The organism is Alteribacillus persepolensis, assembly GCF_900099605.1.
GTDB classification, from domain to species: domain Bacteria; phylum Bacillota; class Bacilli; order Bacillales; family Marinococcaceae; genus Alteribacillus; species Alteribacillus persepolensis.
Window position 1 is genome coordinate 26,535 of sequence record NZ_FNDK01000016.1, and the last position, 25,677, is coordinate 52,211.

Annotated in this window: 27 protein-coding genes and 1 other annotated feature; of the genes, 6 read left to right on the forward strand and 21 right to left on the reverse strand. The window is 42.0% G+C overall.

All coding sequences use genetic code 11. From position 1 onward, the window contains the following. Positions 1–116: 116 nt before the first annotated feature. Positions 117–1,286, reverse strand: coding sequence for a cation:proton antiporter (locus BLT18_RS12245; protein WP_245705260.1), 1,170 nt, complete (start codon positions 1,284–1,286; stop codon positions 117–119). A gap of 3 nt (positions 1,287–1,289) precedes the next feature. Beyond that, positions 1,290–1,781 (reverse strand): cation:proton antiporter regulatory subunit, encoded by a 492-nt coding sequence (locus BLT18_RS12250; protein WP_091274461.1) that lies wholly within the window; start codon positions 1,779–1,781, stop codon positions 1,290–1,292. A 191-nt stretch (positions 1,782–1,972) separates the two neighbouring features. Here BLT18_RS12250 and BLT18_RS12255 point away from each other — a divergent pair, with 191 nt between their 5' ends. Both BLT18_RS12255 and BLT18_RS12260 read left to right on the forward strand, forming a co-directional pair. Continuing rightward, entirely contained in the window at positions 1,973–2,635 is a 663-nt protein-coding gene (locus BLT18_RS12255; RefSeq protein WP_091274464.1) for a DUF4328 domain-containing protein, read from the forward strand. 27 nt (positions 2,636–2,662) lie between these two features. Beyond that, entirely contained in the window at positions 2,663–3,592 is a 930-nt protein-coding gene (locus BLT18_RS12260) for an LCP family protein (protein WP_091274466.1), read from the forward strand. Positions 3,593–3,738: 146 nt separating this feature from the next. On the opposite strand, the gene BLT18_RS12265 is transcribed toward BLT18_RS12260, so the two are convergent. From BLT18_RS12265 to BLT18_RS12285, 4 genes are all read right to left on the reverse strand, one after another. Further along, the gene (locus BLT18_RS12265) at positions 3,739–4,371 is read right to left on the reverse strand and encodes a CPBP family intramembrane glutamic endopeptidase (RefSeq protein ID WP_245705265.1); all 633 of its coding nucleotides are present in this window, start codon (positions 4,369–4,371) and stop codon (positions 3,739–3,741) included. A gap of 23 nt (positions 4,372–4,394) precedes the next feature. Further along, a complete protein-coding gene (locus BLT18_RS12270) occupies positions 4,395–5,657 on the reverse strand; it encodes a D-alanyl-D-alanine carboxypeptidase family protein (protein WP_091274471.1) in 1,263 nt (420 codons plus the stop codon). 165 nt (positions 5,658–5,822) lie between these two features. After that, a complete protein-coding gene (resA, locus tag BLT18_RS12275) occupies positions 5,823–6,356 on the reverse strand; it encodes a thiol-disulfide oxidoreductase ResA (RefSeq protein ID WP_091274474.1) in 534 nt (177 codons plus the stop codon). A 715-nt stretch (positions 6,357–7,071) separates the two neighbouring features. Next, entirely contained in the window at positions 7,072–7,713 is a 642-nt protein-coding gene (locus tag BLT18_RS12285; protein WP_091274479.1) for an SDR family oxidoreductase, read from the reverse strand. A gap of 152 nt (positions 7,714–7,865) precedes the next feature. Between BLT18_RS12285 and BLT18_RS12290 the strand changes: the two genes are divergently transcribed. From BLT18_RS12290 to BLT18_RS12305, 4 genes are all read left to right on the forward strand, one after another. After that, positions 7,866–8,096: a DUF1659 domain-containing protein gene (locus BLT18_RS12290; RefSeq protein ID WP_091274482.1), complete on the forward strand. Its 231-nt coding sequence runs from the start codon at positions 7,866–7,868 to the stop codon at positions 8,094–8,096. 18 nt (positions 8,097–8,114) lie between these two features. Further along, positions 8,115–8,333: a DUF2922 domain-containing protein gene (locus BLT18_RS12295; RefSeq protein ID WP_091274485.1), complete on the forward strand. Its 219-nt coding sequence runs from the start codon at positions 8,115–8,117 to the stop codon at positions 8,331–8,333. Positions 8,334–8,560: 227 nt separating this feature from the next. Then, positions 8,561–8,755, forward strand: coding sequence for a YvrJ family protein (locus tag BLT18_RS12300; protein ID WP_091274489.1), 195 nt, complete (start codon positions 8,561–8,563; stop codon positions 8,753–8,755). A gap of 162 nt (positions 8,756–8,917) precedes the next feature. Further along, positions 8,918–10,126, forward strand: a complete 1,209-nt coding sequence (locus BLT18_RS12305; protein WP_175487496.1) for a DUF418 domain-containing protein — start codon at positions 8,918–8,920, stop codon at positions 10,124–10,126. A gap of 245 nt (positions 10,127–10,371) precedes the next feature. On the opposite strand, the gene BLT18_RS12310 is transcribed toward BLT18_RS12305, so the two are convergent. The 15 genes from BLT18_RS12310 to BLT18_RS12385 all read right to left on the reverse strand — a co-directional run bounded on the left by BLT18_RS12310 (position 10,372) and on the right by BLT18_RS12385 (position 25,627). Further along, on the reverse strand, positions 10,372–10,854 hold the full coding sequence (locus BLT18_RS12310) for a chemotaxis protein CheX (RefSeq protein WP_245705261.1): 483 nt from the start codon (positions 10,852–10,854) through the stop codon (positions 10,372–10,374). Positions 10,855–10,869: 15 nt separating this feature from the next. Further along, a complete protein-coding gene (locus BLT18_RS12315) occupies positions 10,870–11,229 on the reverse strand; it encodes a response regulator (protein WP_091274493.1) in 360 nt (119 codons plus the stop codon). A 27-nt stretch (positions 11,230–11,256) separates the two neighbouring features. After that, entirely contained in the window at positions 11,257–11,730 is a 474-nt protein-coding gene (locus BLT18_RS12320) for a chemotaxis protein CheW (protein ID WP_245705262.1), read from the reverse strand. Between the two features lie 17 nt (positions 11,731–11,747). Further along, on the reverse strand, positions 11,748–13,772 hold the full coding sequence (locus BLT18_RS12325) for a chemotaxis protein CheA (protein ID WP_091274495.1): 2,025 nt from the start codon (positions 13,770–13,772) through the stop codon (positions 11,748–11,750). A gap of 366 nt (positions 13,773–14,138) precedes the next feature. After that, the gene (gene phoU / locus BLT18_RS12330) at positions 14,139–14,789 is read right to left on the reverse strand and encodes a phosphate signaling complex protein PhoU (protein WP_091274497.1); all 651 of its coding nucleotides are present in this window, start codon (positions 14,787–14,789) and stop codon (positions 14,139–14,141) included. A gap of 28 nt (positions 14,790–14,817) precedes the next feature. Next, positions 14,818–15,642: a phosphate ABC transporter ATP-binding protein PstB gene (gene pstB, locus BLT18_RS12335; RefSeq protein WP_091274499.1), complete on the reverse strand. Its 825-nt coding sequence runs from the start codon at positions 15,640–15,642 to the stop codon at positions 14,818–14,820. Between the two features lie 17 nt (positions 15,643–15,659). Then, positions 15,660–16,559: a phosphate ABC transporter permease PstA gene (gene pstA, locus BLT18_RS12340; RefSeq protein WP_091274502.1), complete on the reverse strand. Its 900-nt coding sequence runs from the start codon at positions 16,557–16,559 to the stop codon at positions 15,660–15,662. Continuing rightward, positions 16,559–17,464, reverse strand: coding sequence for a phosphate ABC transporter permease subunit PstC (gene pstC / locus BLT18_RS12345; protein WP_407639931.1), 906 nt, complete (start codon positions 17,462–17,464; stop codon positions 16,559–16,561). Before pstC ends, pstA begins: the two co-directional genes overlap by 1 nt. A 152-nt stretch (positions 17,465–17,616) precedes the next feature. Continuing rightward, complete coding sequence (locus BLT18_RS12350) at positions 17,617–18,606, reverse strand: PstS family phosphate ABC transporter substrate-binding protein (protein WP_091274601.1); 990 nt, start codon at positions 18,604–18,606, stop codon at positions 17,617–17,619. Positions 18,607–19,383: 777 nt separating this feature from the next. Beyond that, the gene (locus BLT18_RS12360; protein WP_091274510.1) at positions 19,384–20,130 is read right to left on the reverse strand and encodes an MBL fold metallo-hydrolase; all 747 of its coding nucleotides are present in this window, start codon (positions 20,128–20,130) and stop codon (positions 19,384–19,386) included. 426 nt (positions 20,131–20,556) lie between these two features. Further along, complete coding sequence (locus BLT18_RS12365) at positions 20,557–22,533, reverse strand: acetoacetate--CoA ligase (protein ID WP_245705264.1); 1,977 nt, start codon at positions 22,531–22,533, stop codon at positions 20,557–20,559. Positions 22,534–23,016: 483 nt separating this feature from the next. Next, the gene (rpmA, locus tag BLT18_RS12370; protein ID WP_091274513.1) at positions 23,017–23,301 is read right to left on the reverse strand and encodes a 50S ribosomal protein L27; all 285 of its coding nucleotides are present in this window, start codon (positions 23,299–23,301) and stop codon (positions 23,017–23,019) included. A gap of 12 nt (positions 23,302–23,313) precedes the next feature. Continuing rightward, complete coding sequence (locus tag BLT18_RS12375; RefSeq protein ID WP_091274515.1) at positions 23,314–23,646, reverse strand: ribosomal-processing cysteine protease Prp; 333 nt, start codon at positions 23,644–23,646, stop codon at positions 23,314–23,316. Positions 23,647–23,661: 15 nt separating this feature from the next. Beyond that, complete coding sequence (rplU, locus tag BLT18_RS12380; protein WP_091274516.1) at positions 23,662–23,970, reverse strand: 50S ribosomal protein L21; 309 nt, start codon at positions 23,968–23,970, stop codon at positions 23,662–23,664. A 13-nt stretch (positions 23,971–23,983) separates the two neighbouring features. Continuing rightward, positions 23,984–24,058 (reverse strand) — a sequence feature (ribosomal protein L21 leader region). 72 nt (positions 24,059–24,130) lie between these two features. Next, positions 24,131–25,627, reverse strand: coding sequence for an Rne/Rng family ribonuclease (locus BLT18_RS12385; protein WP_091274519.1), 1,497 nt, complete (start codon positions 25,625–25,627; stop codon positions 24,131–24,133). Between the last annotated feature and the right edge of the window lie 50 nt (positions 25,628–25,677).

Consider the following 25,677-nt stretch of genomic DNA (forward strand, 5'->3'; position numbering starts at 1 on the left):
ATTTTCCCTTTGGTTTACATCACATGTTCAGCCAGCAGCCCTTCGGTTGGCTCTTTACACGAAAAAATCTTTTTGGCACTAATTCCAAAAAGATTTTTTCGTGTTTACAACCATGCTTATATTCCTCGGACACTTACTTTCTTTTGTTTGTTTCCATATATTTTTCTTGTTAATTTTGGAGCATATAGAAACAAAACAATTCCAATTATCGCCGAAAGCAGTATAAAAATACTGCTGAATGCCATGATTTTTGCTGCAGCTAAACTGGCTATAATAATGGAAAACTCCCCGCGCTGTGTAAATGAAAGTCCAGCCCGAAAGGACACGCGGTTCGTCAGCCCATACATTTTTCCTCCAACCATACCGACTATTATCTTAGCAGCAATAGACCATATTAACAATACCGCTAACAACCAGGGCCATGGGACATCGTTTTGTACATCAATCTGTGTCCCAAACCAAAGAAAAAACAACGGAAGTGTCAGTTCTCGTATAGGAAGAACGAGCGGCTCTAAAACGTGGCTTTGTTTCGTTTCCGCCAGCATAATACCTGCCAGAAACGCTCCGAGCACTTCAGATAAGCCGAAAAATACAGCCGCCCCGCTGTAAGTAAAAGCAATACCGATAAGAAGTAAATGAAAAATATCTGAGCCGGCATTTCTTTCGATAAAACGAGAAAGTTTCGCAAAGAGAAAACGTCCAATCAGCACTGCACTGATAATAAGAAGTATCACTTTTAAGAAAAGCCAGAAAAAATCTATGCCTGTCATCGCCTGGCCGCTTGCCAATCCGGCCAGCACCGCCACCATGACAGGTGCAGCAAGGTCTTCAAATATCAACACACCAAGCAAAAACTCCGACTCTGGATTGGCGGTGCGCTTCGTATTTTCAATCATTTTCATCGTAATAGATGAACTTGTTGCATATAAAATGCCGCCAATAAACAAAGCTGCCATCGCATCCAGGCCAAACAATAAACAAATCATGACAGACAGCACAAAATTTAAAAATAAATCAAGGGAACCAGCCGGGGTCACGCGCTTAGCGATAGTAGCGAGTTGTTTAATAGGAAATTCCATGCCAAGCATAAAAAATAACAATACAATTCCAATCTCACCTGCGAAGTATAGAATCTCTGAATCATGCAGCAGACTGGCCACAGCAATGCCGGCAAAAATAAAAAGAATCACATCCGGAAGCTTCGACCGAAGGCCGACCCATCCAATCACAAACATAATTAACAGAATCAGGCCCGCTGCTAATAATTCTGGGACATGCCATTCCACCCGTTAGATCGCCTCCCCCTCTGCCAGCTCCTCAAAATCTGAAATTTGACTGCTTTTTCCAACAACCATGACAGTGTCACCCACTTCCAGTCTTTCTTGCACACCTGGGCTGGCAATTACTGCTTCATCACGGAAAATACCTACAATAGAAACACCTGTTTTTTTCCTTACTTCTGCTTCCCCAATCGTTTTTCCCGCAAGCATCGTTCCCTGTTTTAAACTAATCCACTCCACCACGATCTTGCTTCGAAATAATTTCATTTTGTCACTGTCTACAGGCTGAAATACTGCCCCTAACAGTTGAGCACCCAGCTCTCTTGTCTCATCTGAGGTTAATTCCATTGAAAAATCTGCCTCATCTTCTTCGGGGTCTTGAAAAAAATATAACTCACGTTTTCCCGTGTGGTGTGTCACAAGCACAACCATACTCCCTTCGGCTGTTAAAAAGGACATTTTTTTCCCAATGCCCGGCAAATCTGCAAATTTCACTTCCACTTCTTTCCACTCCTTTATGAAAAGAGATATTCTTTTATTGTATAGCAATGACGCTGCTATGAACAGAAAGTCCCGCTTTAACTATTTTTTATTTTCTTCACAACAATGCCATCGTCTTTCGCTTGCCAAATGACAGGTTTTCTCCTAAAGTGATTGTAGTGTCAGGAACGCTTCGCAAGGAGGAACACAACATGGAAACAAACTATACGTACAAGCCTTTGAAAACCATTTCCAAATGGTCCATTACGCTGATTGTTCTTTGTTTACTATTTTCTGTTGCTGCTGTGATTGGCAGTCTCGTGGAATGGAGTACATACAGTCAATATAGCGGAAACGACCAAATGGAAGATTTAACGCCAAGTGATCTCACGACCATTAGTGCCATCACTGTAGGCATTCATTTACCGAAAACATTTTTCTTTATTGTATCGCTTATCGTATTTTTAGTATGGATATACCGTGCCCATGCCAATGGCCGTGCGCTGCAGCTTGATGGCACCATTTATACTCCAGGGTGGTCGGCTGCTTTTTATCTTATTCCCATTGTCAACATCGTGCTTCCATTACTGTCTTTGCTTCACCTTCATAAAGGCGGTGTAAAACGGGCAAACAGTGTTCAAAAAGAACAAATCCAATCAAAAGTATGGATGATTTATACGTGGTGGGTTCTTTATTGGAGTTCCTATCTTCTCTCCATCCCAAACGGTATTAGTGAAACAGACGCTGTACTGTCAGACATTCAAGGTGAAATTCCTTCCTTGATTTTCTCTGAAATTCTTTATTTTGCTGCCGGCATCTTTTTAATTTTTGTCATAAAAAATGTCACTGCCGTACAGGAACGAGCTGCTTCCTGACAAAGATATAGAGGAGCTGGCAAAAAAATGTGGAAAATTCCGCTGACGATTTTTATGACGGTTTTACTGACACTTTTATTGTTTGGCGCTGGATATATATTTCATCTGTTTCAAGAAGCTGGTCATACTATGAAACAAATAAATGTAAATGATGATCAGGCATCCGCTGGCGAAAATTCTTCCTCTCCGCAGCAATTACGCGGTCACGGGCCTATATCAATATTTATCACAGGGATTGACAGCCGTACAGATAACACTGGACTCAGTGATGTGATAATGGTTCTTTCCATTCATCCCGAAAAAGAATCAACGCTTTTGTTTAACATACCTCGAGATACACAAGTGGCGATACCGGATAGACAGCAGCCTGAAAAAATCAACCATGCCTACCATGACGGGGGCACGGCACTTGTTCAGCAAATCGTTGAACAAAAGCTGGAACATTCGTTTGATTTGACAGTCGAGCTGGATATGCAAGGGTTTATAGAGCTGGTGGATATCTTGGGAGGAATAGAAGTAGACAATGCGTTTGCTTTTTCCGAACGAAACGTCACGCATACAAAAACGCACTTTTTTGATAAAGGGATTATTCATTTAGATGGGGAACGTGCTTTAGATTACGTACGGATGAGGAAAAAAGATCCTCGCGGCGATCTTGGCCGTAATGAAAGACAACGACAAATTCTCACTGCACTCATGCAAAAGACAGCTTCAATGCAAACATTGGTGAACGTGCAGCAATTTCTTCCATTGGCAGAAAACCATATCAAAACAAATGCAGCCATGGAAGATGTCAACATTCTATTTTCAGAGTACCGTCATACTGTTGGTGATGTAAAAACATTTGAAATGCAAGGCACACCTGACACTCAAAACGGAACCAGCTATTATCTTATATCTGATAAAGAATGGCATAAAGCAGCCCTGCGGCTTAGAAACCACCAAAAGGATGAATAATCTTTTTGGCGGTTTTTTTTTGTACGCAGGGGCACGACAGCTTGTTTTCATGAGTAAACCATTGCTGCCGCCACTATGTGGAAAATCACATACGTCCCACGAAGCCACCACCTGCATCTGAAGGCTTAGCGCCAGCCATGTTTTCTTTATTCCCGGCCTTGCCTTTTCATAAGCAGGCTAATACAGCCGTTGTAAGCAGTATGCGCAGCAATTGGTGCCCACAATGCCCCGGTTTCAATAAATAACCAGCCAAGCACCATCCCCATTCCAAACACAATCACGTGCACCCAGATGTTTCCCTTGTACTGTGGAATATGAAGAGCCATAAAAATGAGAGATACGACGAGCAGCGCCCAAAACGTTTCCATGTACTTCATTCCTATCCCTAAAAGAGCTCCCCGAAATAATATCTCTTCTGAAATACCTGCTCCAAACGCAATGGTGAAGACGCCATACTTTTTATACAGCATCTTTTTTATTAATTTGGTGTATTGGTTGTCAGGCATCGATAGAGACGTAAAATAATACAGTAGGGCAATGGTGCCTGTAAATAAAACACCAATCAATACACCAAATCCAATATCCAACAAAACATTTTCGGCTTCCCACATTGTTTGTAAATAGGAAAAACGCCCTTCTCCAAAAAATAATAAAAGAAGAACATAACCTGCGATGATAAAAATTCCAAAACTTTGCCACACACTTGCAAGTGAGATATCATCAAGCTGTTGTTTGTTTTCTTCCACACCATCCACTCCCAGGCGCTGAACTTTTTTCATTTTCGTCACACGATATTCCTTGTTTATGAAGAAGAGTCATCAACATGTACCTTGCTGAAATTCGTGGCATATTTTAATTGATACGTAATCATCTCCCTCATCCAATGTGTTGTGGAAGCTCCCTCTAAAAAGTTTTCCATATCAGAATCATTATTATCTTCACGGCGGTTGTTACCGCCCTTTTTAGAAGTAGTGTCTGCGTATGATTTGTTTTCTTTTGTGCCTGTCTCTATTGGGACATATGTCGTAAAAATCTGCTCGCTGTCTTGGCTCTCCACAACAACCTGACCGTTATCCATTCCTTTTATTTCAAAGGCTGCCCCTTTTGGTACAGAAAACGACCGTCTATCAGGTATCGTGTATACCGAACCATTTTGTGCTTTTACTTGCTGCCCAGCTGCTAAATACTGTTCTTCAAAATCATGAAATCCTAGATTAAGCAAGGTTATCGTATCTTGATATGCTTGTTGCGAGCTGCCTGCTTTCAAAACCACGGCAATGAGTTCCCTTCCGTCTCGTTTGGCAGATGTCACGAGAGTAAATCCAGCTTCTTCTACATAACCATTTTTTACTCCATTGGTCCCTTCATAATCCCACAACAATTGGTGATGATTGCGAAGCGTTGTCTCCCAGCCTTCTCCTTGCCAATCCAGTTCTTTTGTAGCAACGATATCGCGAAATGTCTCATTTTGCATAGCATATCGCGTAATCTCTGCCATATCTTCAGCTGTCGTATAGTGATCGTCATGATGCAAACCATGCGGGTTTGTAAACGAGGTGTTTTCAATACCTGTCTTTTTCGTTAAATAATCCGTCATCCCTCTAGAAAAATCGTATTCTGAGCCTGCTATGTGTTCTGCAATCGCGTAGCTTGCATCATTACCAGAGTTTATCAACATTCCTTGAATCAATTGTTCTAATGGAATCGTTTCATTTTCAAGCAAATACACCGACGTTCCTGTTACGTTTGCTGCTTCTTCAGAAATGAGCACCTCATCGTTTAAATCACCATATTCAATGGCTGCAATACCCGTAGCAATTTTCGTAATAGAGGCGGGATACATCTTTTGACTTCCTGCTTTTTCATAAAGAATCTGCCCAGTCTCTGCATCCATTAATACAGCGGCACCGCTGTAAAGGGAAAGATCTTCTTCACCTTCAGCCATGACCGTTTTCTCTCCTTCTGTTTGCAGCAAAAACAGCCACGCAACCGCACACAGCGTTATCCCTATTTTCCTGCTCCATGTACCAATCGTTCCTTCCTCCCCTCTTCTTCCGGTGAACATAAAAATGCAAACATCCTCACACGAAGGAGCTTATATTACTAGAAAAACACAGCCTGGAAAACCATCGTTTTTCCTCTCCTTCACTCCTTCAGCAAAGCTGAACAATGTCTCACGTACAAAAAGAATGCCTGCCGTTTGCAGCACACAACCGGCGGGCACCCATGATTATGATGGCTCAATCTCTTCCATATATGCTTTAATATCTTCCTCACTCATTCTTCCGGTAATCACTTGCTTTACTTCACCATTTTCGTCAAGTAAATATGTAGCAGGCAGCGGCCCAATGCCATAACGGTCCATCACATTTTTATTGGGATCTTTTAAAATTGGATACGTTAAACCTAAACGATCAACAAATCGTTCAATCGCCAGGTCAGATTCTCCGACATTCACAGCAAGTATTTCGACACCGCGATCTTTAAACTCTTGGTACTGATTATCCATGTCAGGCATTTCGTCTACACACGGCGGACAATATGTACCCCAAAAGTTTAAAAATACCCCTTGGCCGCGCAAATCTTTTAATTCTATTTCGTTTCCATCCATCGTTTGCAGCACAAAATTTGGAGCAATGTCTCCCTCACTGACAGCTGCCTCTTCTCCAGTAATGAAATTAGTATAAAACACATAACCAAGCACAACGGCAATGACACTTAATATGGAAGAACGCATAATAAAACGTTTACGTTTTTTGTTCATTGTTTCATCCTCCTGCACGCAGTATCGCCTATACCTATACTCCAATATATCATACAACGTTCTCTTTACGTATAGTATAAATGCTTGCAGGGGTATGTAAACAAGAAACTTATAACGATTTAATGAAAAGCATAAGCATCTTGAAAAAAAGAATTCAGCCAACGTTCATGAAAGAGAGTGGAGCACAGCTAAAGAAAGCTGCTGAACAGACGAACAACAAGGCACAAAACGATATTTTCAGCGCCATCCATAGACGGATTTTCCCGCAAGAACAGTATGAATCGACGATCCACTTAGTAACACGCTCTTCTTAAAAAAATAAGACAGTATAAAAGCCGGCGTTGTTCATGCTTGGCACAAGCACCCATCCGCTTATGATTTCAAGGCAGTCGCGCTTTTCTTATGAAGTTAGCAGACGCTATGCCCACGGAGTGCGAAGTATGTGGACAGAGCAGTGATAGAAATTGGTTCTCATACAAATGCTGAGGTCAATATGATGATGTGCTTTTTGTCTATTGTCTGCCTGAAGTGCTGTCCGCTGCAAGTGAGCCTAAAGAGCATTCCATCAAAAAAGAAAGAGATGATAATTCCCCCAAAAATATTATAGAAACTAAAAAAAATCGATGATAGACAAATAATCCGAACTTATCATGTTTTCATGAAAACGTTCGGATTATTATGTGATATCTATACTCTTGTCCAATCTTTCTTTATTTTATATATTTTTCACTGCTTGATTAATTGGCGTTGTGCCGCCAAGCAAATCAAATGTCTTATGATACGTATTCTCTTTGTCTATCGTCTCCGCAATCACATAGGCAACATCTGCACGTGAAATATTCTCGCCTCGTTCCAATCTTTCTGCGATAGACACCGTTCCTGCCGCTTCATCATTGGTGAGAGGCCCGGGACGAACAATCGTATAAGCCAACCCGCTGTTTTGCAAGTATTCGTCCGCCAGTTTTTTCGCAACCAAATAATGACGCATCTTTGCAGGACCTGCTTCTGGGTCCTCCGAACGCATCGAACCTAACATCACAAAACGGTCAATGTTATGGTTTTTCGCTTCATCCATTACTTTTCGCGCTCCCCACAAATCAATAAGTACTGTTTTATCTGCCCCTGTGTGCGGACCAGATCCTGCTGCAAACACAACAGCATCCACCCCATCAAACGCATGAGAAATATCTGCTTCGAGGTCTGCAACAACGATATTTGCTGCTCCTAGCTGCTTTAACTCTTCTCCTTGTTCTTCTGAACGAATCATTGCTGTCACATCGTGCGGCGACTCTTCACTCAAATACTTTACAAGATGTCTGGCTACTTTTCCATTCGCACCGACTATTAAGACGTTCACAACCAAGTCTCCTTTCCTGTTACACATCTGCCTATTTGTTCCCTTGTCTGTTTTATCTTAAACATTTGCACGCACGAAAGAAAATGTGAGACAAACTTCCCCCTTTCTTTCATGACACTTCCATATAAAGGGTGAAGGGAGGTGAGAGACGAATGGCAGATATTTTAAACAGCCGTCTCACGCTTGAATTAAACGAAGGAAACGATGAGAACGGGAATGTGATGCTTAAGTATAAACATTTTAACAATGTGAAAACTACCGCTTTAGACGAAGATTTGCATGACGTTGCTGTTGCTCTTGGTGCTTTGCAAGCATTTCCTGTAGTGTCTATGAAACGAGTGAATGAGTATGACCTTTCTACGCTTGCAGCACAAGAATCCTAAAAATAAGGAGGAGACAAAATGAGCAAACGTTTAGAGCTGCGCTTTATGAACGAAGATGGAAAAAATGTCACAATCAGCTTAGACGAACCAGTCGAGCCAGTTGACGAAACAGCGATTGATTCTGCGATGGAGGCCGTTATTTTATCCAATATGTTTCTCTCATCTGGAGGCGATATCACAGAAAAACGAGATGCCAGAATCGTCGAACGAACGGTAAATACCGTGTACGAAGGATAAACCTTGCATAGAGAGAACCCGTCCTTTAAGTCAGGCTGGCTTTATTTTTAACAAACCTCAGCTGAAATGCACGTAAGCTTGTGCGAACAAAGCAGCAGCCGAAAAGATAGAGGGAGCAGTTTTTCCTCACGAGGAAGCGCTGCCCGCGGACAGTGAAGTGTATTTCAGCTGTGAAAAATCTTTTAGGACAGACTCTTTCTATGTAACATGAAAAGGAGAAGAAAACGATGGATATGTGGATTCAAGCCGCTGGCGAGTATGGAATTAGCGCTGTCATTGCTTTTTATTTGCTGCACCGTATGGAAAAAAAGCTCGATACATTAATTGATGCCGTTCAGCAGCAAAACAACACGCCCTTTCCCTTTAAACAGCAGGCTTCCCACCATGTACATGTTCCAAACAAAACAAAACTCAATCAATAAAAACAAGGGGATGAAATCACACTGATTTCATCCCCTTGTTTCTTTCTGTGAAGAACCGCTCTGTCCACAGGACAAATCCCCTTTCCTTTTGCTATGATGAACGTAACAATATGTGCGTTTTTCCTTCACGTTCTTTTAAAAAAGGAGGTCACCCCGCTTTTTATGAATTCATTCGGTACGCCAACAAACCAACGCATCCTAGTGCTTGATGTATTACGCGGTATTGCTTTATTTGGTATTCTGCTTGCCAATATGGCTTCTTTTAAAACTCCCCTGTTTCAGCAGCAAAGCCTTCCAAGCGAATGGACATCCTTGCCAGACGGTCCGCTGAACCAATGGGCAGCATTTGGCTTAGAGTTTTTCGTTGTTGGCAACTTTTATCCATTGTTTTCATTATTGTTTGGCATCGGTTTTTATTTGTTTTATGAACGCTCTCGTGCCAAAGGACGGGATGCACGCCGCCTATACAAAAGACGGCTGACATTTTTACTTATCATTGGAGGGCTGCACCTGTTCTTTATTTGGTCCGGTGATATTCTGCATACCTATGCCATAACCGGCTTTTTGCTGTTATTTTTTATTAATAAAAAAACGAGCACCATTCTTGCTTGGAGTATTTCTCTTATTATTATTTCCATGGTCGTGCTTGGAGCTCTCGTTACATGGAGCAGTCTGCTGATTAGTACGCTCACAGCAGGCGACATGATGGAAACAGCGGAACAATCTGTTCATACTGCTGTTTCCATCTACAGCAGCGGAACATACATAGATATTTTATCGTTTCGACTGGAAAACGAAGTGCCTGCGGTTCTTTCTAACCTGTTCATTAACATTCCAAACATCCTTGGCTTGTTTTTGCTTGGCGTATATATGGCCAAAAAAGGCCTTTTTCACCACACCACACATTACAAGCATGTTTGGAAAAGAATACTGATTATGAGTGGTTTGAGCGGAGGTACGCTGTCGCTGTTCTACGCTTCGCTGCAAAGCGGCATTCTCACCATGCCTTCCTGGCTCTCTTATGGATTGGCTTCCGGGCTGAACATTAGTGCTGGTCCGCTTTGGATGCTTTTTTATGTCGCCTTCATTGTTCTCATCAGCCACAACACCTTTGTGATACGGATGTTGCAGCCCTTCGCTGCAGCAGGCCGCATGTCCTTAACGAACTATTTGCTGCAATCCATTATTGCAACATTTGTTTTTTACGGATACGGGCTTGGGCTTTTTGCTTCAGTCAGCGTGTTTTCTGGGGTACTGATCGGTGCTGGGATGTTTCTTTTACAAATCGGATATAGTTGGATATGGCTCAAATACCAGCAGCAAGGCCCATTCGAAAAGTGGTGGAGACGCTGGACATATCCGGTACAATAGTAAAGACAGAAAGAATAAGTCGTAGTGCCTCGCATTAACACAGCACAAGCTTTATTTGTTTCTGCTAGTCTTTCAGTCTCATCAGGCAGCTGCCTGCCCCATCTATGAACGTAACACAAGAAGAGCATAAGCAGCGTTTTGAAAACGACAAAACAGATGCGCACAACACGATATGTGCTGACGCATCTGTTTTTGTCGAATGCATGGGAAAAATCGTCTATTGAATGGAAACCTTTCTTACTCCACTATGATATGTTCTCTTTAATAGAAATATGGATGGAAAACTGTCCCGCTGCACTGCGAAGCGGCAGTGTAATAAATGTTCCCTCCATGCGAAATACTGATACTCCTTCATTCACCATTGGAGGGGAAATATCGATAGATTCCACTGATTCTGCTAGTTCCGCCGCGGTTTTACCAGCAATCCAATTTCCAAATTCTTGAATAGCACTCCAGCCCATATCGCCCAATGCTGTCATTTCCATGCCGCCCATCATGGTGCTCACAACCGAGAGAGCTGTTTTATTTTCCATCGAGCAAATCATTTGTCCTTCTAACGTTCCATTAATCCCCATGACAACAGAAACATCAAAGGATTGAAATTGTGATCCCGATTGATATGGTACCGCAAACGAAGCATCCATCCCTAAATGATCATTCACTACAGCTGCTGCTGCATTTGTTATTGCTGCCACACACGTTTTTTCTATTGCAGTAGATGACGGCATAATCGTCTCCTCTCGTTACCCTAAAACTTTCTGAATTGCATCCATGACTCGGTCAGCTTGGAACGGTTTCACGATAAAATCTTTGGCGCCTGCTTGAATCGCATCAATTACCATAGCCTGTTGGCCCATCGCAGAACACATAATAATACTAGCCTCTGAATGGTTCTCTTTAATTTCTTTTAAGGCTTCAATCCCGTCTTTTTCCGGCATCGTAATATCCATAGTCACTAAATCTGGCTGTAGTTCGTTATACATGTCTACTGCCTCTTGCCCGTTAGCAGCTTCACCAGCCACAGTAAAATCATTCTTTTCTAAAATATCTTTCAGCATCATCCGCATAAACGCCGCATCATCCACAATTAATACCGATGCCATATCCTCACCCCATTTTTGTTATTCTCTTTATTTTCGTTTTTGATTTGTTTTGTTCGCTTGTCTTTCTAACACCTTATCTACATGGAGCAGCGTGAACAGCCGATCATTCACTTTGACAACTCCGCGCAAGTATTCATCCGCTACACCGCCTACAACTTCAGGTGTTGGTTCAATACTTGATATTGGAATATCTAACACGTCATTTGCTTCATCAACAATAAAACCGATATCGTCACCATTCTTATGAATAACCAAAATCCGGGTGGCTCCATCGTATGATTTACTCTCCATCCCAAAACGGCTGCGCAAATCAATGACAGGCGTAATGATTCCTCTAAGATTCATCACTCCTTTTATATAAGCCTCCACTCCTGGAATCCGTGTGATGGCCTGCAGCTTTTCAATGGATTGAACCATCTCAACGTCAAGCGCATATTCTTCGTCTCCAAGTTGAAACACAATGACTTTCACATGTGTATCTTCTGCCACTGCTTCTTCCAATTATGCTGCCTCCTCTCTTATCTAATTAGGGCATTGGTATCTACAATTAACGCAACTTGTCCATCCCCTAATATGGTTGCTCCTGATATCGCAAAAACATTTGTCAAATAGTTTCCAAGTGATTTCAACACAATATCATACTGGCCTATTAACGAATCAACGACTAAACCAGCCACTTTTTCCCCTTTATTAATAATTACGAGAGAATAATAATCTGTATCTTGGTCTTGAAAATCGACGCCAAAAATATCGTGAAGAAAAATGATTGGTACTACTTTCCCGCGAAAGTCAATGACCTTCTGGTTATGCGCACTGTATACGTCACCTTTATGCACAATTGCTGTTTCAATGATAGCAGTTAGCGGCACAGCATATGTTTCCTCTCCGACATGGACTAACATAACATCAATAATTGATAACGTCAGTGGAAGCTGAATGGAAAATAACGTCCCTTTGCCGAGTTCCGAATCAACTGTCACGACGCCGCCAAGTGATTCAAACGTGCTTAACACAACGTCTAAACCAACCCCTCTCCCGGAGACATCGGTAATTTCTTCTGCAGTGCTAAATCCAGAGGAAAACAATAACCCATAGATTTGCTGGTCTGTCATTTGTTGAATTTCTTCTTCTGTCACAACATGATTGGTGAGTGCCTTATGTATTACCTTGTCTTTATCAATCCCCGCACCATCATCCTCAATTTCAATAAAAACATGATTTCCACTGTGATAGGCTCGCAGCTCTACTGTTCCTTGTTCTGGTTTCCCGGCAGATTGACGCTGTGCTGGAGATTCAATGCCATGATCCATTGAATTTCGAATTAAATGGACAAGTGGATCGCCAATCTCATCAATAATCGTACGGTCCAATTCCGTTTCTGCTCCTGAAATCTCAAGGGTTACTTTTTTCCCTAATTCTTTTGAAAGGCTGCGCACCATACGCGGAAAACGATTAAATACTTGTTCAACCGGCATCATTCGCATGTTTAAAATAATTTCTTGCAAGTCGCCGGAAACACGTGACATACGTTCAACCGTTTCGTTTAACGCATTATTGTTTAACTCACTAGCGATTTGTTCTAGTCTGCCGCGGTCAATCACCAATTCTTCAAATAAATTCATTAGCACGTCCAAACGGTCAATATTAACACGTATCGTTTTATTGAGTTCGGACTTCTTTTGCGGAGATGGTGCCTTTTCTTTTTGATTCGGTTTAGCAAGTGTTTCTGTTCCTCTTGTTTGATTTTGTGCTGGTGAAGCTGGTTTATCCGGCTGTCCTGTTTCAATAGCATCAACGGTTACAGAATCAACTTCGGAAACATTTCGTATTTGCTGTTTAATGTCATCTGCTTCCACGGTAGTAACAAGAACAACTTCAAAGCTCGTCTCAAACTTTTCATCTTCTAATTCGTCTGCTGGTGGAGTAGATTTCATCACGTCTCCGGCTTGTTCTAACACTTCAAATACCATAAATACCCGAGCTGCTTTTAACATTGTTTTTTCATCCAGCTCAACTACAATGCGAAAGGCATGATATCCTTGTTCCTTTGATTGAACTAGCACCGTCCATTCGTACTCATCAAATATCCCTTCTGCTGGTGTTTTTTCTTCAGAAGTTGACGATGCCTCCGCTGCTGCTGCCCCTTCTTTGGAAGGAAGAAGATTCTTGCCTTGAAGAGCCTCAAGATGTTGTGTTACTGCCTGCACGTCTTGCTTCCCATCACCGCCATTAGCAATATCGACGATGATTTCTTCTAAATAATCAACAGCTTCAAAAACAATATCCATCACATCCGTTGTGACATCTAACTGCTCTTGCCGGATGAGATCGAGCACATTTTCCATATTGTGGGTTAAATGTGCCAAATCTTCAAACCCCATCGTAGCGCCCATTCCTTTTAACGTATGGGCTGAACGAAAAATTTCTCCGACAATTGTCATGTCGTCAGGCTGCTTTTCAAGTTGAAGAAGGTTGTCATTGATAGCTTGCAGATGTTCCTCACTTTCATCAATAAACACACCTAAATATTCTGATTGACTCAACTACCGTCCCCTCCCGAACGTTACAACGTGCGGCCATTTCAGCTTGCGCACGAAGCCGTTTTCTTTTATATCGGCAATTTTGCCAATATATTCACATATAAGTCTATTTTACTATAAAACCTTCTTCCATCTGTAATATATTCATTGGAAGATAGGTCAAATAGACTCAAAGACCTACAAAAAACGGACATATATGCCCGTATCAAACTTTTTATACGGGTAATGACACGCCATATGTAGACGGTTTTCCTTTATGTACCGAAACAGTGAAAATACTGATAAATGCCGATAATATTTATCAAACTACAAAAAAGCTGTTAACGTTTGCTGCATATTTTGCAGCAAACGTTAACAGCTTGTATCAGACTAATTTAGATCAAAATGTTTTCCGTTTCTTTCATAAACAATCCATTCCGCGAGATTCGTTGCATAATCGGCAATACGCTCAATATAACGGCCAATGAAGGCCAGCTGTGTAGCCTGGCCGATGTTGTTTTTGTCAGACGAAGTAAATAGTTCTTTTATATACTGCGCATATTTTTTATCCACTTTATCATCAAGCAGGGCAATATGCTGGGCACGCATTAAGTCCTGTTTTTGATAAGCGGTCAACGCCTCATTAAGCATTTTAACAGCAACATCAGCCATGGATTCTAATTCATGAATTTCTATTTGATAGTCTTCTTCATTCAAACGCATCGTTGCTTTCACCATGTCAACAGCTAAATCACCCACTCGTTCCAAATCACTGGAAATTTTCAAGGCAACGATGGTTGTCCGCAAATCAGTTGCCACCGGTTGTTGTCTTGCTATCATTAAGGTCGCACGATCATGGATTTCTAACTCTCTTTTATTAATTGTCGCGTCTCTAGAAACCATTTCATTCATTTTCTCTTTATCTCGGTGTTTCAACAAATGCAGCGCTTCTTGAAAAGCCTCTACCACTGCTTCACCCATAGAAAAGATATCATCTTTTAACCGGGAGAGTTCCTGGTCATACATTCCACGGACTCCCATCTTAACAACTCCTTCACAATTGCTCGGCTTATCCGAAGCGTCCAGAAATATAATCTTCTGTCCGCTTGTCTTGTGGCGAAGAAAAGATCGTCGCTGTGTCGTCATATTCAATAACTTCTCCGTTTAAGAAAAATGCCGTTTTATCTGAAATACGTCCAGCTTGCTGCATATTATGGGTTACAATCACAATGCTGTAATCCTTTTTTAAATCTTGAACGAGCTCTTCGATTTTCAACGTTGAAATAGGGTCAAGCGCAGACGTTGGTTCATCCATCAAAATCACGTCTGGTTCAATAGCAAGACATCTCGCGATACAAAGACGCTGCTGCTGCCCGCCGGAAAGGCCCATCGCATTTTCTTTTAAACGGTCTTTCACTTCATCCCACAGAGCCGCACCTTTCAAACTTTTTTCCACCACTTCATCCAAAACCTTTTTATCTTTAATTCCATGAATTTTTGGGCCGTACACAACATTTTCATAGATTGATTTTGGAAATGGATTAGGTTTTTGAAACACCATTCCAACTTTTGTCCGCAAATATTCTACTTGATATTTCTTATTAAAAATATTTTCATTGCGGTAATAAATCGATCCGTTTGTTTTAACAATTGGTATCATTTCAGTCATGCGGTTTAGCGTTTTAATAAATGTTGACTTTCCGCAGCCAGATGGTCCGATAATGGCTGTAACTTCATTTTCTGGTATATCCATATTGACATTAATCAGCGCTTGGTCTTTTCCATACCAAAGGTTTAACTGTTCCACTTTATACACATTCTTTTTGTTCACTGCTTCTTTATTTTGTGCGGGACTGTTCTCGACAGCAGGTGCATTTTTTGTGTTTGCTAACATTTCCTACACTCCTCTTCTTAAAGCTGTTTTTGAAATTTATTTCGTATCCACACGGCAATAGAGTTCATCACTAATAACATAACGAGTAAAATAATAATTCCAGCTGCAGCTACATCATGAAATTCAGTCTGCGGCCGGCTCGTCCAGTTAAAAATTTGAATAGGCATCACGGTAAACTGTGACATAATATTTTCCGGCAGAAAAGCAACATATGTCAGTGCACCGATCATAATAAGCGGTGCCGTTTCACCAATGGCGCGGGAAAGAGCAAGGATATTTCCAGTTAATATTCCCGGAATAGCTGCTGGAAGAACGATGCGGTACGTCGTCTGCCACTTCGTTGCTCCCATTGCAAAAGATGCCTCCTTTAACTCAGCCGGAACAGAGCGTATTGCTTCCTGTGAAGCAACAACGATAATTGGCAGAATTAAAAGCGCCATCGTTAAACCACCTGCTAACACACTTCGTCCAAGTGATAACTCCCGTACAAAGATGGTTAACCCTAATAACCCAAATACAACGGAAGGAACCCCTGCCAAATTCGAAATGTTCATTTGAATGAGATCGGTAAACTTGTTTTTCGGTGCGTATTCTTCTAAATAAATAGCCGTTCCCACCCCTAGTACAAAAGCTACCGGTGCCGTTACAGCCATCATCCAAATTGTTCCGATAAATGCAGAATAAATCCCTGCGTCTTCGGGCCTGCGTGATGGAAAAGACGTTAAATAATCCCAGCTTAAATGGCCAATTCCTTGAGTGAAAATCCGTACGAGCAGGACGATCAGGACAAGCAGGCTCAAACCGGTTGCTGCAACGAAAAGCCCTTTAAATAACTTGTTTTTTAATTGACGCCCGGAAATATTAGCAGTTTTCTTGTTTGTTTGAACATTTGTTGTTGTGTCTCCAACGACTTTCATTAGTATGCCTCCCTAAAACGTTTAGAGATGAATTGAGCAAGAATATTCATTAATAACGTAAATACAAACAGTGTCATTCCTACAGCATAAATGCTGTAGTATTCTGTCGTGCCATATCCCGCATCTCCAAGACTCACTTGCACAATATACGCCGTCATTGTTTGAACCGCTGATGTTACATCAAAATCCATGGTCGGATTTGCTCCACCTGCGACGGTTACAATCATTGTTTCGCCTATCGCTCGTGATACAGCTAAAACAAAGGACGCAATAATCCCCGACAATGCGGCAGGCAGCACTACTTTCATGGCTACTTCAAAACGAGTAGAACCTAGTGCAAAAGCACCTTCGCGCATAGATTGCGGCACAGCACTCATTGCATCTTCTGATAATGAAGCCACCATAGGGATAATCATAACCCCTACAACAATTCCAGGACTTAGCGCGTTATAAATCGATAAATCCGGAATAATATTTTGCAGCAGCGGCGTGACAAACGTTAATGCAAAAAAACCATACACAATCGTTGGAATCCCTGCTAACACTTCTAAAACTGGTTTTATCGTTCGACGGGTTTTATCTGACGCATATTCACTCAAAAAAATGGCACATGCTAAACCGATAGGAATAGCAATAATCATTGCAATAACAGCAATCATTAATGTCCCCATAATTAAGGGCCATACACCATATGACGGATCACCGTGCAGCGGATACCATTCCGTACTCAGTAAAAACTCACTAATACCAACAACTTCAAGAAAAGAAAAAGTTTCAAAAATCAGCGTTAACACAATACCTACTGTTGTTAAAATGGAAATGACAGCACAAATAAGAAAAAATTTTGGCATCAACCCTTCAGCTGCCTTTTTCATCCCTTGCTGAGATGATTTAGATTCAATCATTTTACTAATTGAGGTTTTATTTGAACGTTCATTCATGACGCATCCCCCTTGATGCTTAATTTCATAGAAAAAGAATAATTCAAAGAAGCAAGCCCCTGAAAAGCAGGGGCTTTCCCTCTGTTATTCATCGTTACACACTCATGTTGTAATTTTTATTCTCCAGCTGCTTCAGCAATTTTTTCAGCATTCTCTTCATACTGTTCCTCTGGCAGATTGATGTAACCCACTTCTAAGGCCATTTCACCAGCAATTTCATTCATGAAGTCTACATAGTCACGAACATGCGGTTCTTCAAGAGAAGATTCTTTCACATATGTGAAAATTGGGCGTGAAAGAGGTTCATATGTTCCGTTGTTAATTGTTTCTTCTGTCGGTTCAACTGCGCCATCGCCATTGTCAATTGGTACAATCTTCAACGTGTCTTGGTTTTCCGCATAATATGCATAGCCAAAGTATGCAATTGCGTTCGGGCTTCCCATGACGCCGTTAACAAGCACGTTGTCGTCTTCAGATAACTGTGCATCTTTAGAAATGTCGGCATCTTCCAAAATGACTTCACTCCAATAGTCGAATGTGCCGGAATCAGCACCAGGACTAAAGCGCTCAATTGGCTCGTCCGGCCACTCATCGCGAATGTCACTCCATGTTTCAGCCTCTCCATCAACCCAAATCTGTTGAAGTTCTTCTACTGTTAAGTAATCGACAAAGTCATTTTCCTCGCTTACTACAACGGAGAGACCATCATACGCTAATGGAAGCTCAATGTAGTCAATGCCGTTTTCTTCAAGCATTTCTGCTTCTTCTTCTTTAATTGGACGAGAAGCATTGCTTAAATCTGTTTCACCAGCAATAAACTTTTCAAATCCGCCGCCTGAGCCGGATACCCCTACTGGAGCTCGTACATCAGGCTGCTCTTGTGTATATTCTTCCGATACAGCTTCCATAATCGGAAATACTGTAGAGGATCCGTCAATTGCGATTTCACCAGAAAGATTTCCTTCCCCATCAGAAGCTTCTTCATCAGAACCTTCTGTGTTGTCTGTTTCGTTTTCTTCAGGGGTTTCTTCTGCTTCAGATTCTGTTTCTTCTCCCCCTCCACAGGCTGCGGCAACGACCATAAATGCTGCTAATGCTATTAGCATCCAAACTTTTTTCAAGCTCACTAGCACTTCCTCCTCTTTGTCTTAGGTTCATAGAGTTTTCTGTGAAAGATGATTTCTCCTACTCACAATTGCTAGTATAGGAGATTATTATTAAGACTAAGTAGTGCCTGTGTAAAGATTGCGTAAATATATATTGAAGTTTATTAATTTCGTTTGGAAAATTTATCAATTCTATAACGTATGTAAGGATATTGATAATTTCATCCATTCGTTTCCTCTTTATGATGAAAACCTTGTATACACCGGCATCCTTTCCTTAGAACGTAAAAAAACGGTGGTTGAGAACTTCCGCTTAACTGCCGTCCTTGCCACCGTAGAAGCTGCTGCTTTAGAACGCATCTGCTACAGATAGCGTATAGGATGAAAAATCTTTAAAATAACAATCAAAACATATACTTTCCTGCCTTCTAAAAAAAAGAGCTGTCAAAAGGTCATAAAAAGACCTTTTGACAGCTCTTTTTTCAGTCTACAGGTGAGTTACATCATTCATTCTGACGGTTCTTCAGGTCCGCTTACCGCGCGCTGCCTGCGGGATGTTCATGCCGTTCCATAAGGACAGCGGCTTTTACGCCCGGCACAAGACGTGCGCGGTTTTAGTAGAAGTTCGCTTTCATCACGGCCGCAGGTATTTCACCTGATCACCTTGCAAAGATGATTAGCCAAACATACACTTCAGATCGTCACCCCATTGTCTTTTTCATGTCAAACATACCAAACATCACAGCTTTCAGTATAATGAAGTTACCTCGTTTCGTTTTATGTTGATAATGTTTTGCTCCAGCCAGCGGAAGCCGTATCGATAATAGTACTAGGACATTGTGCTTGCGCTTCCTTTTTTAATTGGCCGTGATCACCAAAGTGCGGAAGGTGTGTGAGCAGTAAAGCGGGAACATCAGCAGCATTTGCTAGCTTTCCAGCCTCTTCACTATTCATATGACCTGCTGGTGTGCCATCTTGTCCTTTATATAAGCTGCACTCGGCAATCAGCAGATCTGCTCCTTTTGCTGCTTCAGCTAACTCCGGCATATATCCCGTATCCGCTGTATAAAAGAGAGTTGAGGCACTAGTTTGTATTTTCATAGCATAACACGGTACTGGATGAGACGTTTTGTAAAAGGAAAATTGAAAGGGACCGATATCGAGTGTTTGATTTTCGTTATACGGTATGGCGTTCACAACATCTTTATAGGAGAGGCGTTGAAATCCTTGGACATCTTCTTGATGACCATACACCGCAAATGGCTTTGCTGCTTTTTGCGATATGTATGGAGTGAGCAGCCGAAAATAATGCAACGCACCAATATCACCAATATGATCGTTATGGTAATGTGAAATAACCACTGCGTCTAAATCTTCTAATTCACAATAATGCTGTAGTTGTGACACCACTCCACTGCCGCAGTCCACTAAAACCCGGTAATTATCATGTTCAACTAAATACCCGGATGCAGCTTCTCCCTTTTTTGGAAAAGCATGCCAATAACCGATGACCGTTACTTTCATAAACCATCCTCCTCAATGTTGTCCTCCCTTTATTAAAGCAGATTTTATAACAAATGCAAAATTGGGATGTCTCATAAGGTTCCTTCATTCCTGTCTGTATTCAACCAGACGCATCCAGATAAAGAATAGCATAAAAGTCATTACTCCCCAGTATGTCTTATTCCGTGCCCAGAAAGCTACTGTCTCGTGTGGAAGTACAGCCTGTGGCAACGCTGAACGAACTTGCATGTTGAGAGCCCGTAATACGTCCTGGAAGTCCATCTATGAAAAGCTTACCTTTGCATTTTAACGATAGACCGAAGAATCTGTAAGCGGGCAGGCATTTGCATTGGACAGCAAAAGCAACGAATCTTAATACTTTCTCCTTTCACAAACAAGGGCTGTCTAAAGGGACCCCCTTTTTAAGACAGCCTCCAATGCTGATTGCTATTTCATGGTAATATTTTCTGCCAATGCGGCAAAGTAATCCAATGCTTTTTTATTTGTCACAGAATCTATATTCACAGCTTTTTCTACTGGTGTTCCCATTAAGATTTTTTTCAATGGTACTTCTAGCTTTTTCCCGTTTAATGTGCGCGGCACTTCATTGATTTCATAGATGGCATTTGGGACGTGGCGCGGCGAACAAAATGATTTAATCTGGTCATTAACTTTTTTCTTCAATGATGTATCCAATACCCTGCCTTCTTCTAACACGACAAACAGCGGCATAAAGTCTTGACCGTCAGGATGGCTGATATCGACAATGATACTATCACGAATGCCTTCTACGTCCTCTACCGCACTGTAAATTTCACTTGTTCCCATGCGTATCCCGCCACGGTTAATGGTCGAATCGGAGCGCCCGTAAATTTGACAGCTTCCATCCCTATTTATTTTAATCCAATCTCCGTGACGCCACACACCAGAATAGGTGGAAAAATAGCTGTCCAAATAGCGTTTGTTGCCGGGATCGTTCCAAAAATAAATCGGCATAGACGGAAGCGGCTCCCCTACAATTAATTCTCCCACCTCTCCTGTCAGCGGACGGCTTTTTTCATCAAATGCTTCTACCTTAGCTCCAAGTGACCGGCATTGAATCATGCCTGCATGAACCGGATGCAGCGGAGAGCCTGTCACAAACGAAGAACATATATCTGTGCCTCCACTGGTTGAAAACAGCCACACATCTGATTTCACGTTTTCATAAACCCATTGAAATCCTTCAGGAGGCAGCGGAGAGCCGGTTGATCCAATACTGCGCAGCTTTTCTAAAGAAAAACGATCTTTTGGAGACACATCTCTTTTCTTACAACTCAACAAATAGCTTGCACTGGTTCCAAACACATTCATCTCGGTTTCTTCAGCAAATTTCCACAACACGTCGAGATTGGGATAGGCGGGGCTTCCGTCATACAGCAGAATAGCAGCTTGATTTAATAATCCGCCGACGAGCAGATTCCACATCATCCATCCCGTCGTGGTAAACCAAAAGAAACGGTCTCCCTTTTGAATGTCCATCTGCAGCGCAACCTGCTTTAAATGTTCCAAAACAATGCCGCCTTGGCTGTGTACAATTGCCTTTGGCAGTCCAGTCGTTCCCGATGAATACAATACCCAAAGCGGGTGTTGAAATGGAAGTGCTTCGTAGTTTAATGCTGCACCTTTATGTTTGTTCAAAAATTTCTGCCAGCTTACGGCATGCTTTAATGAAGCGTCTTCAACGTTGGTGGATAAATAAGAAAGTATGACTGTTTGTTTCAAAGATGGTATTGCCTTTTGAATCTCTTTGACAGCATCAATACGATGGTAATTTTTCCCTCCATAACGATATCCATCCACTGCTAAAAGTACTTTCGGCTCGATTTGCTGAAAACGGTCAATCACAGTCGGGCTTCCAAAATCCGGGGAGCAGCTCGACCAAATCGCTCCAATGCTCGCACAAGCCAAAAATGCTGCTACTGTTTCTGGAATATTTGGCATGTATGCCACTACCCGGTCGCCGCGGGTCACCCCTTCTGCTTTTAAGGCACTGGCAATGGAGGATGTCAGTTCATATAACTCCTGCCAGGACATCGACGCAAGCGGCCGCAATTCTGACTTTGACACAATTGCTGTGTCCGACGGAGTAACATCACGAAACACCTGCTCGGCATAATTTAATGCAGCCCCTTCAAACCACGTATTCCCCGGCATTTCCCGTTTATCAAGCACCTCTGTATACGAAGTACTGCTTTTAATGTCAAAAAATTCCCACAACGATTCCCAAAAATGCTCAATATCTGTTACTGACCAATTCCATAATTCTTCATAATTATCGTGCGTTACTCCTTTCTCTTTTTCGAGCCACTTCATGTAACGCGTGAGTTGGGATGTTTCTCTTGACGTTTGAGACGGCTGCCATAAAAATGTCCCTTCTTGCATCAAACGCTCCATCCTTTCTTCTTCATTGTTCCTTATGATAATGTATGAGAAATATTTGCAGAAATCCCTGCTGCTGATATGGCCAAACCCCTGCTGCTTTTATTTTACTGTCTCTTTCCAGGTATGTAAAACCACATATGCCCACGATCTTTCGCATATCAGTCAAAAGGGGTGGCTTCCGCTTGGATAAAGCCCGTTCCGCTCTAACTATTTAAAAAGAAGCAAACGATTATAAATCACAGCCAGGTGACGATACAGGGAATTGTATCGCTTGCGTCAATATAGAACAGCGAAACAATTAATATAATGACAAAGGGTGACAGCAGCATGCTGCCTAACAAGTTCGACCTGCCGCTGAGTCTTTACAGCGAAAGCCGGTATGTTTCTTATCCTTTCACAAAGGAAACCATATCTAAAATGTAATAAAAAATCACGTGTGACTCTCATGAGAGTCACACGTGATTTCCTTTAGCAATTACTTGTTTACGCCTCTTGAGGGTAAACGCTCACTTGTTTACGCTTTTTACCGAGACGTTCAAATTTTACCACGCCGTCTACTTTAGAGAACAACGTGTCGTCTCCGCCTTTTCCTACGTTTTCACCAGGATAAATGCGTGTACCGCGCTGGCGTACAAGAATGGATCCGCCTGTTACGAACTGACCATCTCCGCGCTTCGCACCAAGGCGTTTAGAAATGGAATCACGGCCGTTCTTTGTACTACCTACACCTTTTTTCTGAGCGAAAAATTGAAGGTTCATTTTCAACATTGAACTCACCTCCTATGCATCTAGAATGTTTATATGCTCACCGTATTCTTCGGCAATCGATTCAAGAGAGACAACCATGCCTTCTAACAACAGCTGTACATCTTCGCGGCGGCGGCCTTGTATCGCATCATTAAGCGCACAGCGAAGATAACCTCCGTCGTTTTGCATATCCACGTCTAACTCTACATCACAAAGTGCAGAAACGGCATTGACAGCACCAAATGATACCGCAGAAGCACCAGCACAGACGATGTCATAACCGTATGGGCCGGCCTCAGCGTGTCCACTCATCGAAAAAGCGACAATGTCTCCGTTTCTGTTACGGTCTACGTTGACTTCAATCATGGCAACGAGAAGACCTTATGCTTCGATTTTATCGATAACTACTTTGGTGTATGGTTGACGGTGGCCGATTTTACGACGATAGTTCTTTCTTCTCTTGAACTTCCATACCGTAATCTTCTTTTGGCGTCCGTGCTTATCCACCTTGGCAGTGACTTTGGCACCATCTACATATGGAGAACCAACTTTTACGTCATCGCCACCGACGAATACAACATTTTCAAATGTAACAGAATCACCTTGAGAAGCGTCCAGTTTCTCTACATAGATTTCCTGGCCTTCTTCTACTTTTACTTGTTTACCACCAGTTTCAATGATTGCGTACATAACTAATGCACCTCCTATGACTAAGACTCGCCAATCCAGGTGCCTAATAAGGACTTAAGTACCTGCATTTGAGCGGTTGTAGTTTGGGTGCGAACCAAACAACTAACAGAAGAAATCTTACCACACAGCCTGTGCTGTGTCAATAAATACTACGGTTAAATCATGTTCCTGTACGGTCTTCCCAACGCCTTTTCGCCTCCTTCTCACTGCCAATATACCGGCAATACATACCACTTACATTCTCATGAGGAATAAAATACAGTTTAAATGGATAATTTTTTGTCCAATCGTCTAATAAAACTTTCCCTTGCTGATGAAGATAGCCCATCACACGTCTTGGCAGTTCGAAAACAAGCGCTTCTTCCTCTGTTTCCCGGTACTCATGGATTATCCGCTCCAGCTCATACGCGCTCGCTTCATCCGATAATACACGGCCGCTTCCATGACAAACCGTACAGCGGGAAAAGAGCGAGTCTTCTAAGCTCCGTCTGATTTTCTTTCGTGTCATCTCCACCAGGCCAAAAGCACTCATGCCAGCGACGTTCGTTGTGGTACGATCATGAGAGAGCGCCTCTTTTAATGCTCGTACCACTTTTTCTTTGTGTTTCTCCTGTTTCATGTCAATAAAATCGATCACAATAATTCCCGATATATCTCGAAGTCGTAATTGTTTCGCTATTTCAGAAGCTGCCTCCACGTTTGTTTTTACAATCGTGTCTTCTAGTTCTTGTTTCCCTGTAAAACGACCAGTATTCACATCAATGACAGTTAAAGCTTCCGTTTTTTCAATCATTAAAAAGCCGCCATTTCTTAACCAAACTTTTGGCTGTAAAGCCTTGTGCAGCTCTTTTTCTACGCCTTCTCTAACAAAAACATTTTCTCTTCCAGTGTAATGATGCACTTTGTTTATGTCTTTTGGCTCAAACCGAAGCAGACGTTTTATTAGACGCACATCATCAATATGATCAATAACAATCCGTTCCACATAATCCATCGTATAATCACGCAGCAGTCTTTCTATCATTCCAGCATCTTGATAAATAAGCGCCGGAGGGCGTTGTGACTTCGAAAAGGCCAATGCCTTTTCCCAGTCTTCTCTAAGATAGCGTATATCTGCTTCTACTGTATCCTTTGAGCACGTTTCTCCGCTAGTTCGAACGATAATGCCTTCATTATTTGTCAGCACGCTGCCTGCTGCCTTCCTCCACTCTTCTCGTATCTCCTCTGAAGACATACGCTTAGAAATACCAATATACTGTCCTTGCGGCATGTACACCGTGTACTTTCCTGGAAGGGAAACATTCTCCGTTAAGCGAGCACCTTTGTCCCCAAATTCTTCTTTTGCCACTTGGACAACGATTTCTTGTCCTTCTGTAATAAACTCAGAAATGTTTCGTTTTTCTTTATGTTCCTCTGCTTCTCTCAGCGTCTTGTATCCGATAATTTCCTTTTTGTGCAGATATCCATTCTTTTTACGTCCGATATCCACAAAAGCTGCTTCCATCCCTGGGAGAACGTCAGTCACGCGGCCTTTATAAATATTTCCAACAATCCGCTCTTCTTCTGGCCGCTCAACGATCATTTCGATGATCTTGCCGTTCCTTTTAACCGCTCCGCGTTTTTCTGTTGTAGCCGTATTGAAGATTAGTTCGTACATCACTGGCACCTCATTCAACTCAAGTCTTATAACGAAAATGTCCTGAACAC

What these genes read in the sequence shown, in the direction of transcription:
- BLT18_RS12260 (WP_091274466.1), top strand. Translation starts at nt 2,663, where the DNA reads ATGTGGAAAATTCCGCTGACGATTTTTATGACGGTTTTACTGACACTT.
- BLT18_RS12350 (WP_091274601.1), bottom strand. Translation starts at nt 18,606, where the DNA reads ATGCTAATAGCATTAGCAGCATTTATGGTCGTTGCCGCAGCCTGTGGA.
- BLT18_RS12310 (WP_245705261.1), bottom strand. Translation starts at nt 10,854, where the DNA reads ATGCCGTCATCTACTGCAATAGAAAAAACGTGTGTGGCAGCAATAACA.
- phoU (WP_091274497.1), bottom strand. Translation starts at nt 14,789, where the DNA reads ATGGGAGTCCGTGGAATGTATGACCAGGAACTCTCCCGGTTAAAAGAT.
- BLT18_RS12300 (WP_091274489.1), top strand. Translation starts at nt 8,561, where the DNA reads ATGGATATGTGGATTCAAGCCGCTGGCGAGTATGGAATTAGCGCTGTC.
- BLT18_RS12290 (WP_091274482.1), top strand. Translation starts at nt 7,866, where the DNA reads ATGGCAGATATTTTAAACAGCCGTCTCACGCTTGAATTAAACGAAGGA.
- rpmA (WP_091274513.1), bottom strand. Translation starts at nt 23,301, where the DNA reads ATGTTGAAAATGAACCTTCAATTTTTCGCTCAGAAAAAAGGTGTAGGT.
- BLT18_RS12360 (WP_091274510.1), bottom strand. Translation starts at nt 20,130, where the DNA reads ATGAAAGTAACGGTCATCGGTTATTGGCATGCTTTTCCAAAAAAGGGA.
- BLT18_RS12385 (WP_091274519.1), bottom strand. Translation starts at nt 25,627, where the DNA reads ATGTACGAACTAATCTTCAATACGGCTACAACAGAAAAACGCGGAGCG.
- pstA (WP_091274502.1), bottom strand. Translation starts at nt 16,559, where the DNA reads ATGAAAGTCGTTGGAGACACAACAACAAATGTTCAAACAAACAAGAAA.
- rplU (WP_091274516.1), bottom strand. Translation starts at nt 23,970, where the DNA reads ATGTACGCAATCATTGAAACTGGTGGTAAACAAGTAAAAGTAGAAGAA.
- BLT18_RS12375 (WP_091274515.1), bottom strand. Translation starts at nt 23,646, where the DNA reads ATGATTGAAGTCAACGTAGACCGTAACAGAAACGGAGACATTGTCGCT.
- BLT18_RS12365 (WP_245705264.1), bottom strand. Translation starts at nt 22,533, where the DNA reads ATGCAAGAAGGGACATTTTTATGGCAGCCGTCTCAAACGTCAAGAGAA.
- BLT18_RS12265 (WP_245705265.1), bottom strand. Translation starts at nt 4,371, where the DNA reads ATGAAAAAAGTTCAGCGCCTGGGAGTGGATGGTGTGGAAGAAAACAAA.
- BLT18_RS12270 (WP_091274471.1), bottom strand. Translation starts at nt 5,657, where the DNA reads ATGTTCACCGGAAGAAGAGGGGAGGAAGGAACGATTGGTACATGGAGC.
- BLT18_RS12255 (WP_091274464.1), top strand. Translation starts at nt 1,973, where the DNA reads ATGGAAACAAACTATACGTACAAGCCTTTGAAAACCATTTCCAAATGG.
- pstB (WP_091274499.1), bottom strand. Translation starts at nt 15,642, where the DNA reads ATGTTAGCAAACACAAAAAATGCACCTGCTGTCGAGAACAGTCCCGCA.
- pstC (WP_407639931.1), bottom strand. Translation starts at nt 17,464, where the DNA reads ATGATTGAATCTAAATCATCTCAGCAAGGGATGAAAAAGGCAGCTGAA.
- BLT18_RS12305 (WP_175487496.1), top strand. Translation starts at nt 8,918, where the DNA reads ATGAATTCATTCGGTACGCCAACAAACCAACGCATCCTAGTGCTTGAT.
- BLT18_RS12315 (WP_091274493.1), bottom strand. Translation starts at nt 11,229, where the DNA reads ATGGCATCGGTATTAATTGTGGATGATGCGGCGTTTATGCGGATGATG.
- resA (WP_091274474.1), bottom strand. Translation starts at nt 6,356, where the DNA reads ATGAACAAAAAACGTAAACGTTTTATTATGCGTTCTTCCATATTAAGT.
- BLT18_RS12295 (WP_091274485.1), top strand. Translation starts at nt 8,115, where the DNA reads ATGAGCAAACGTTTAGAGCTGCGCTTTATGAACGAAGATGGAAAAAAT.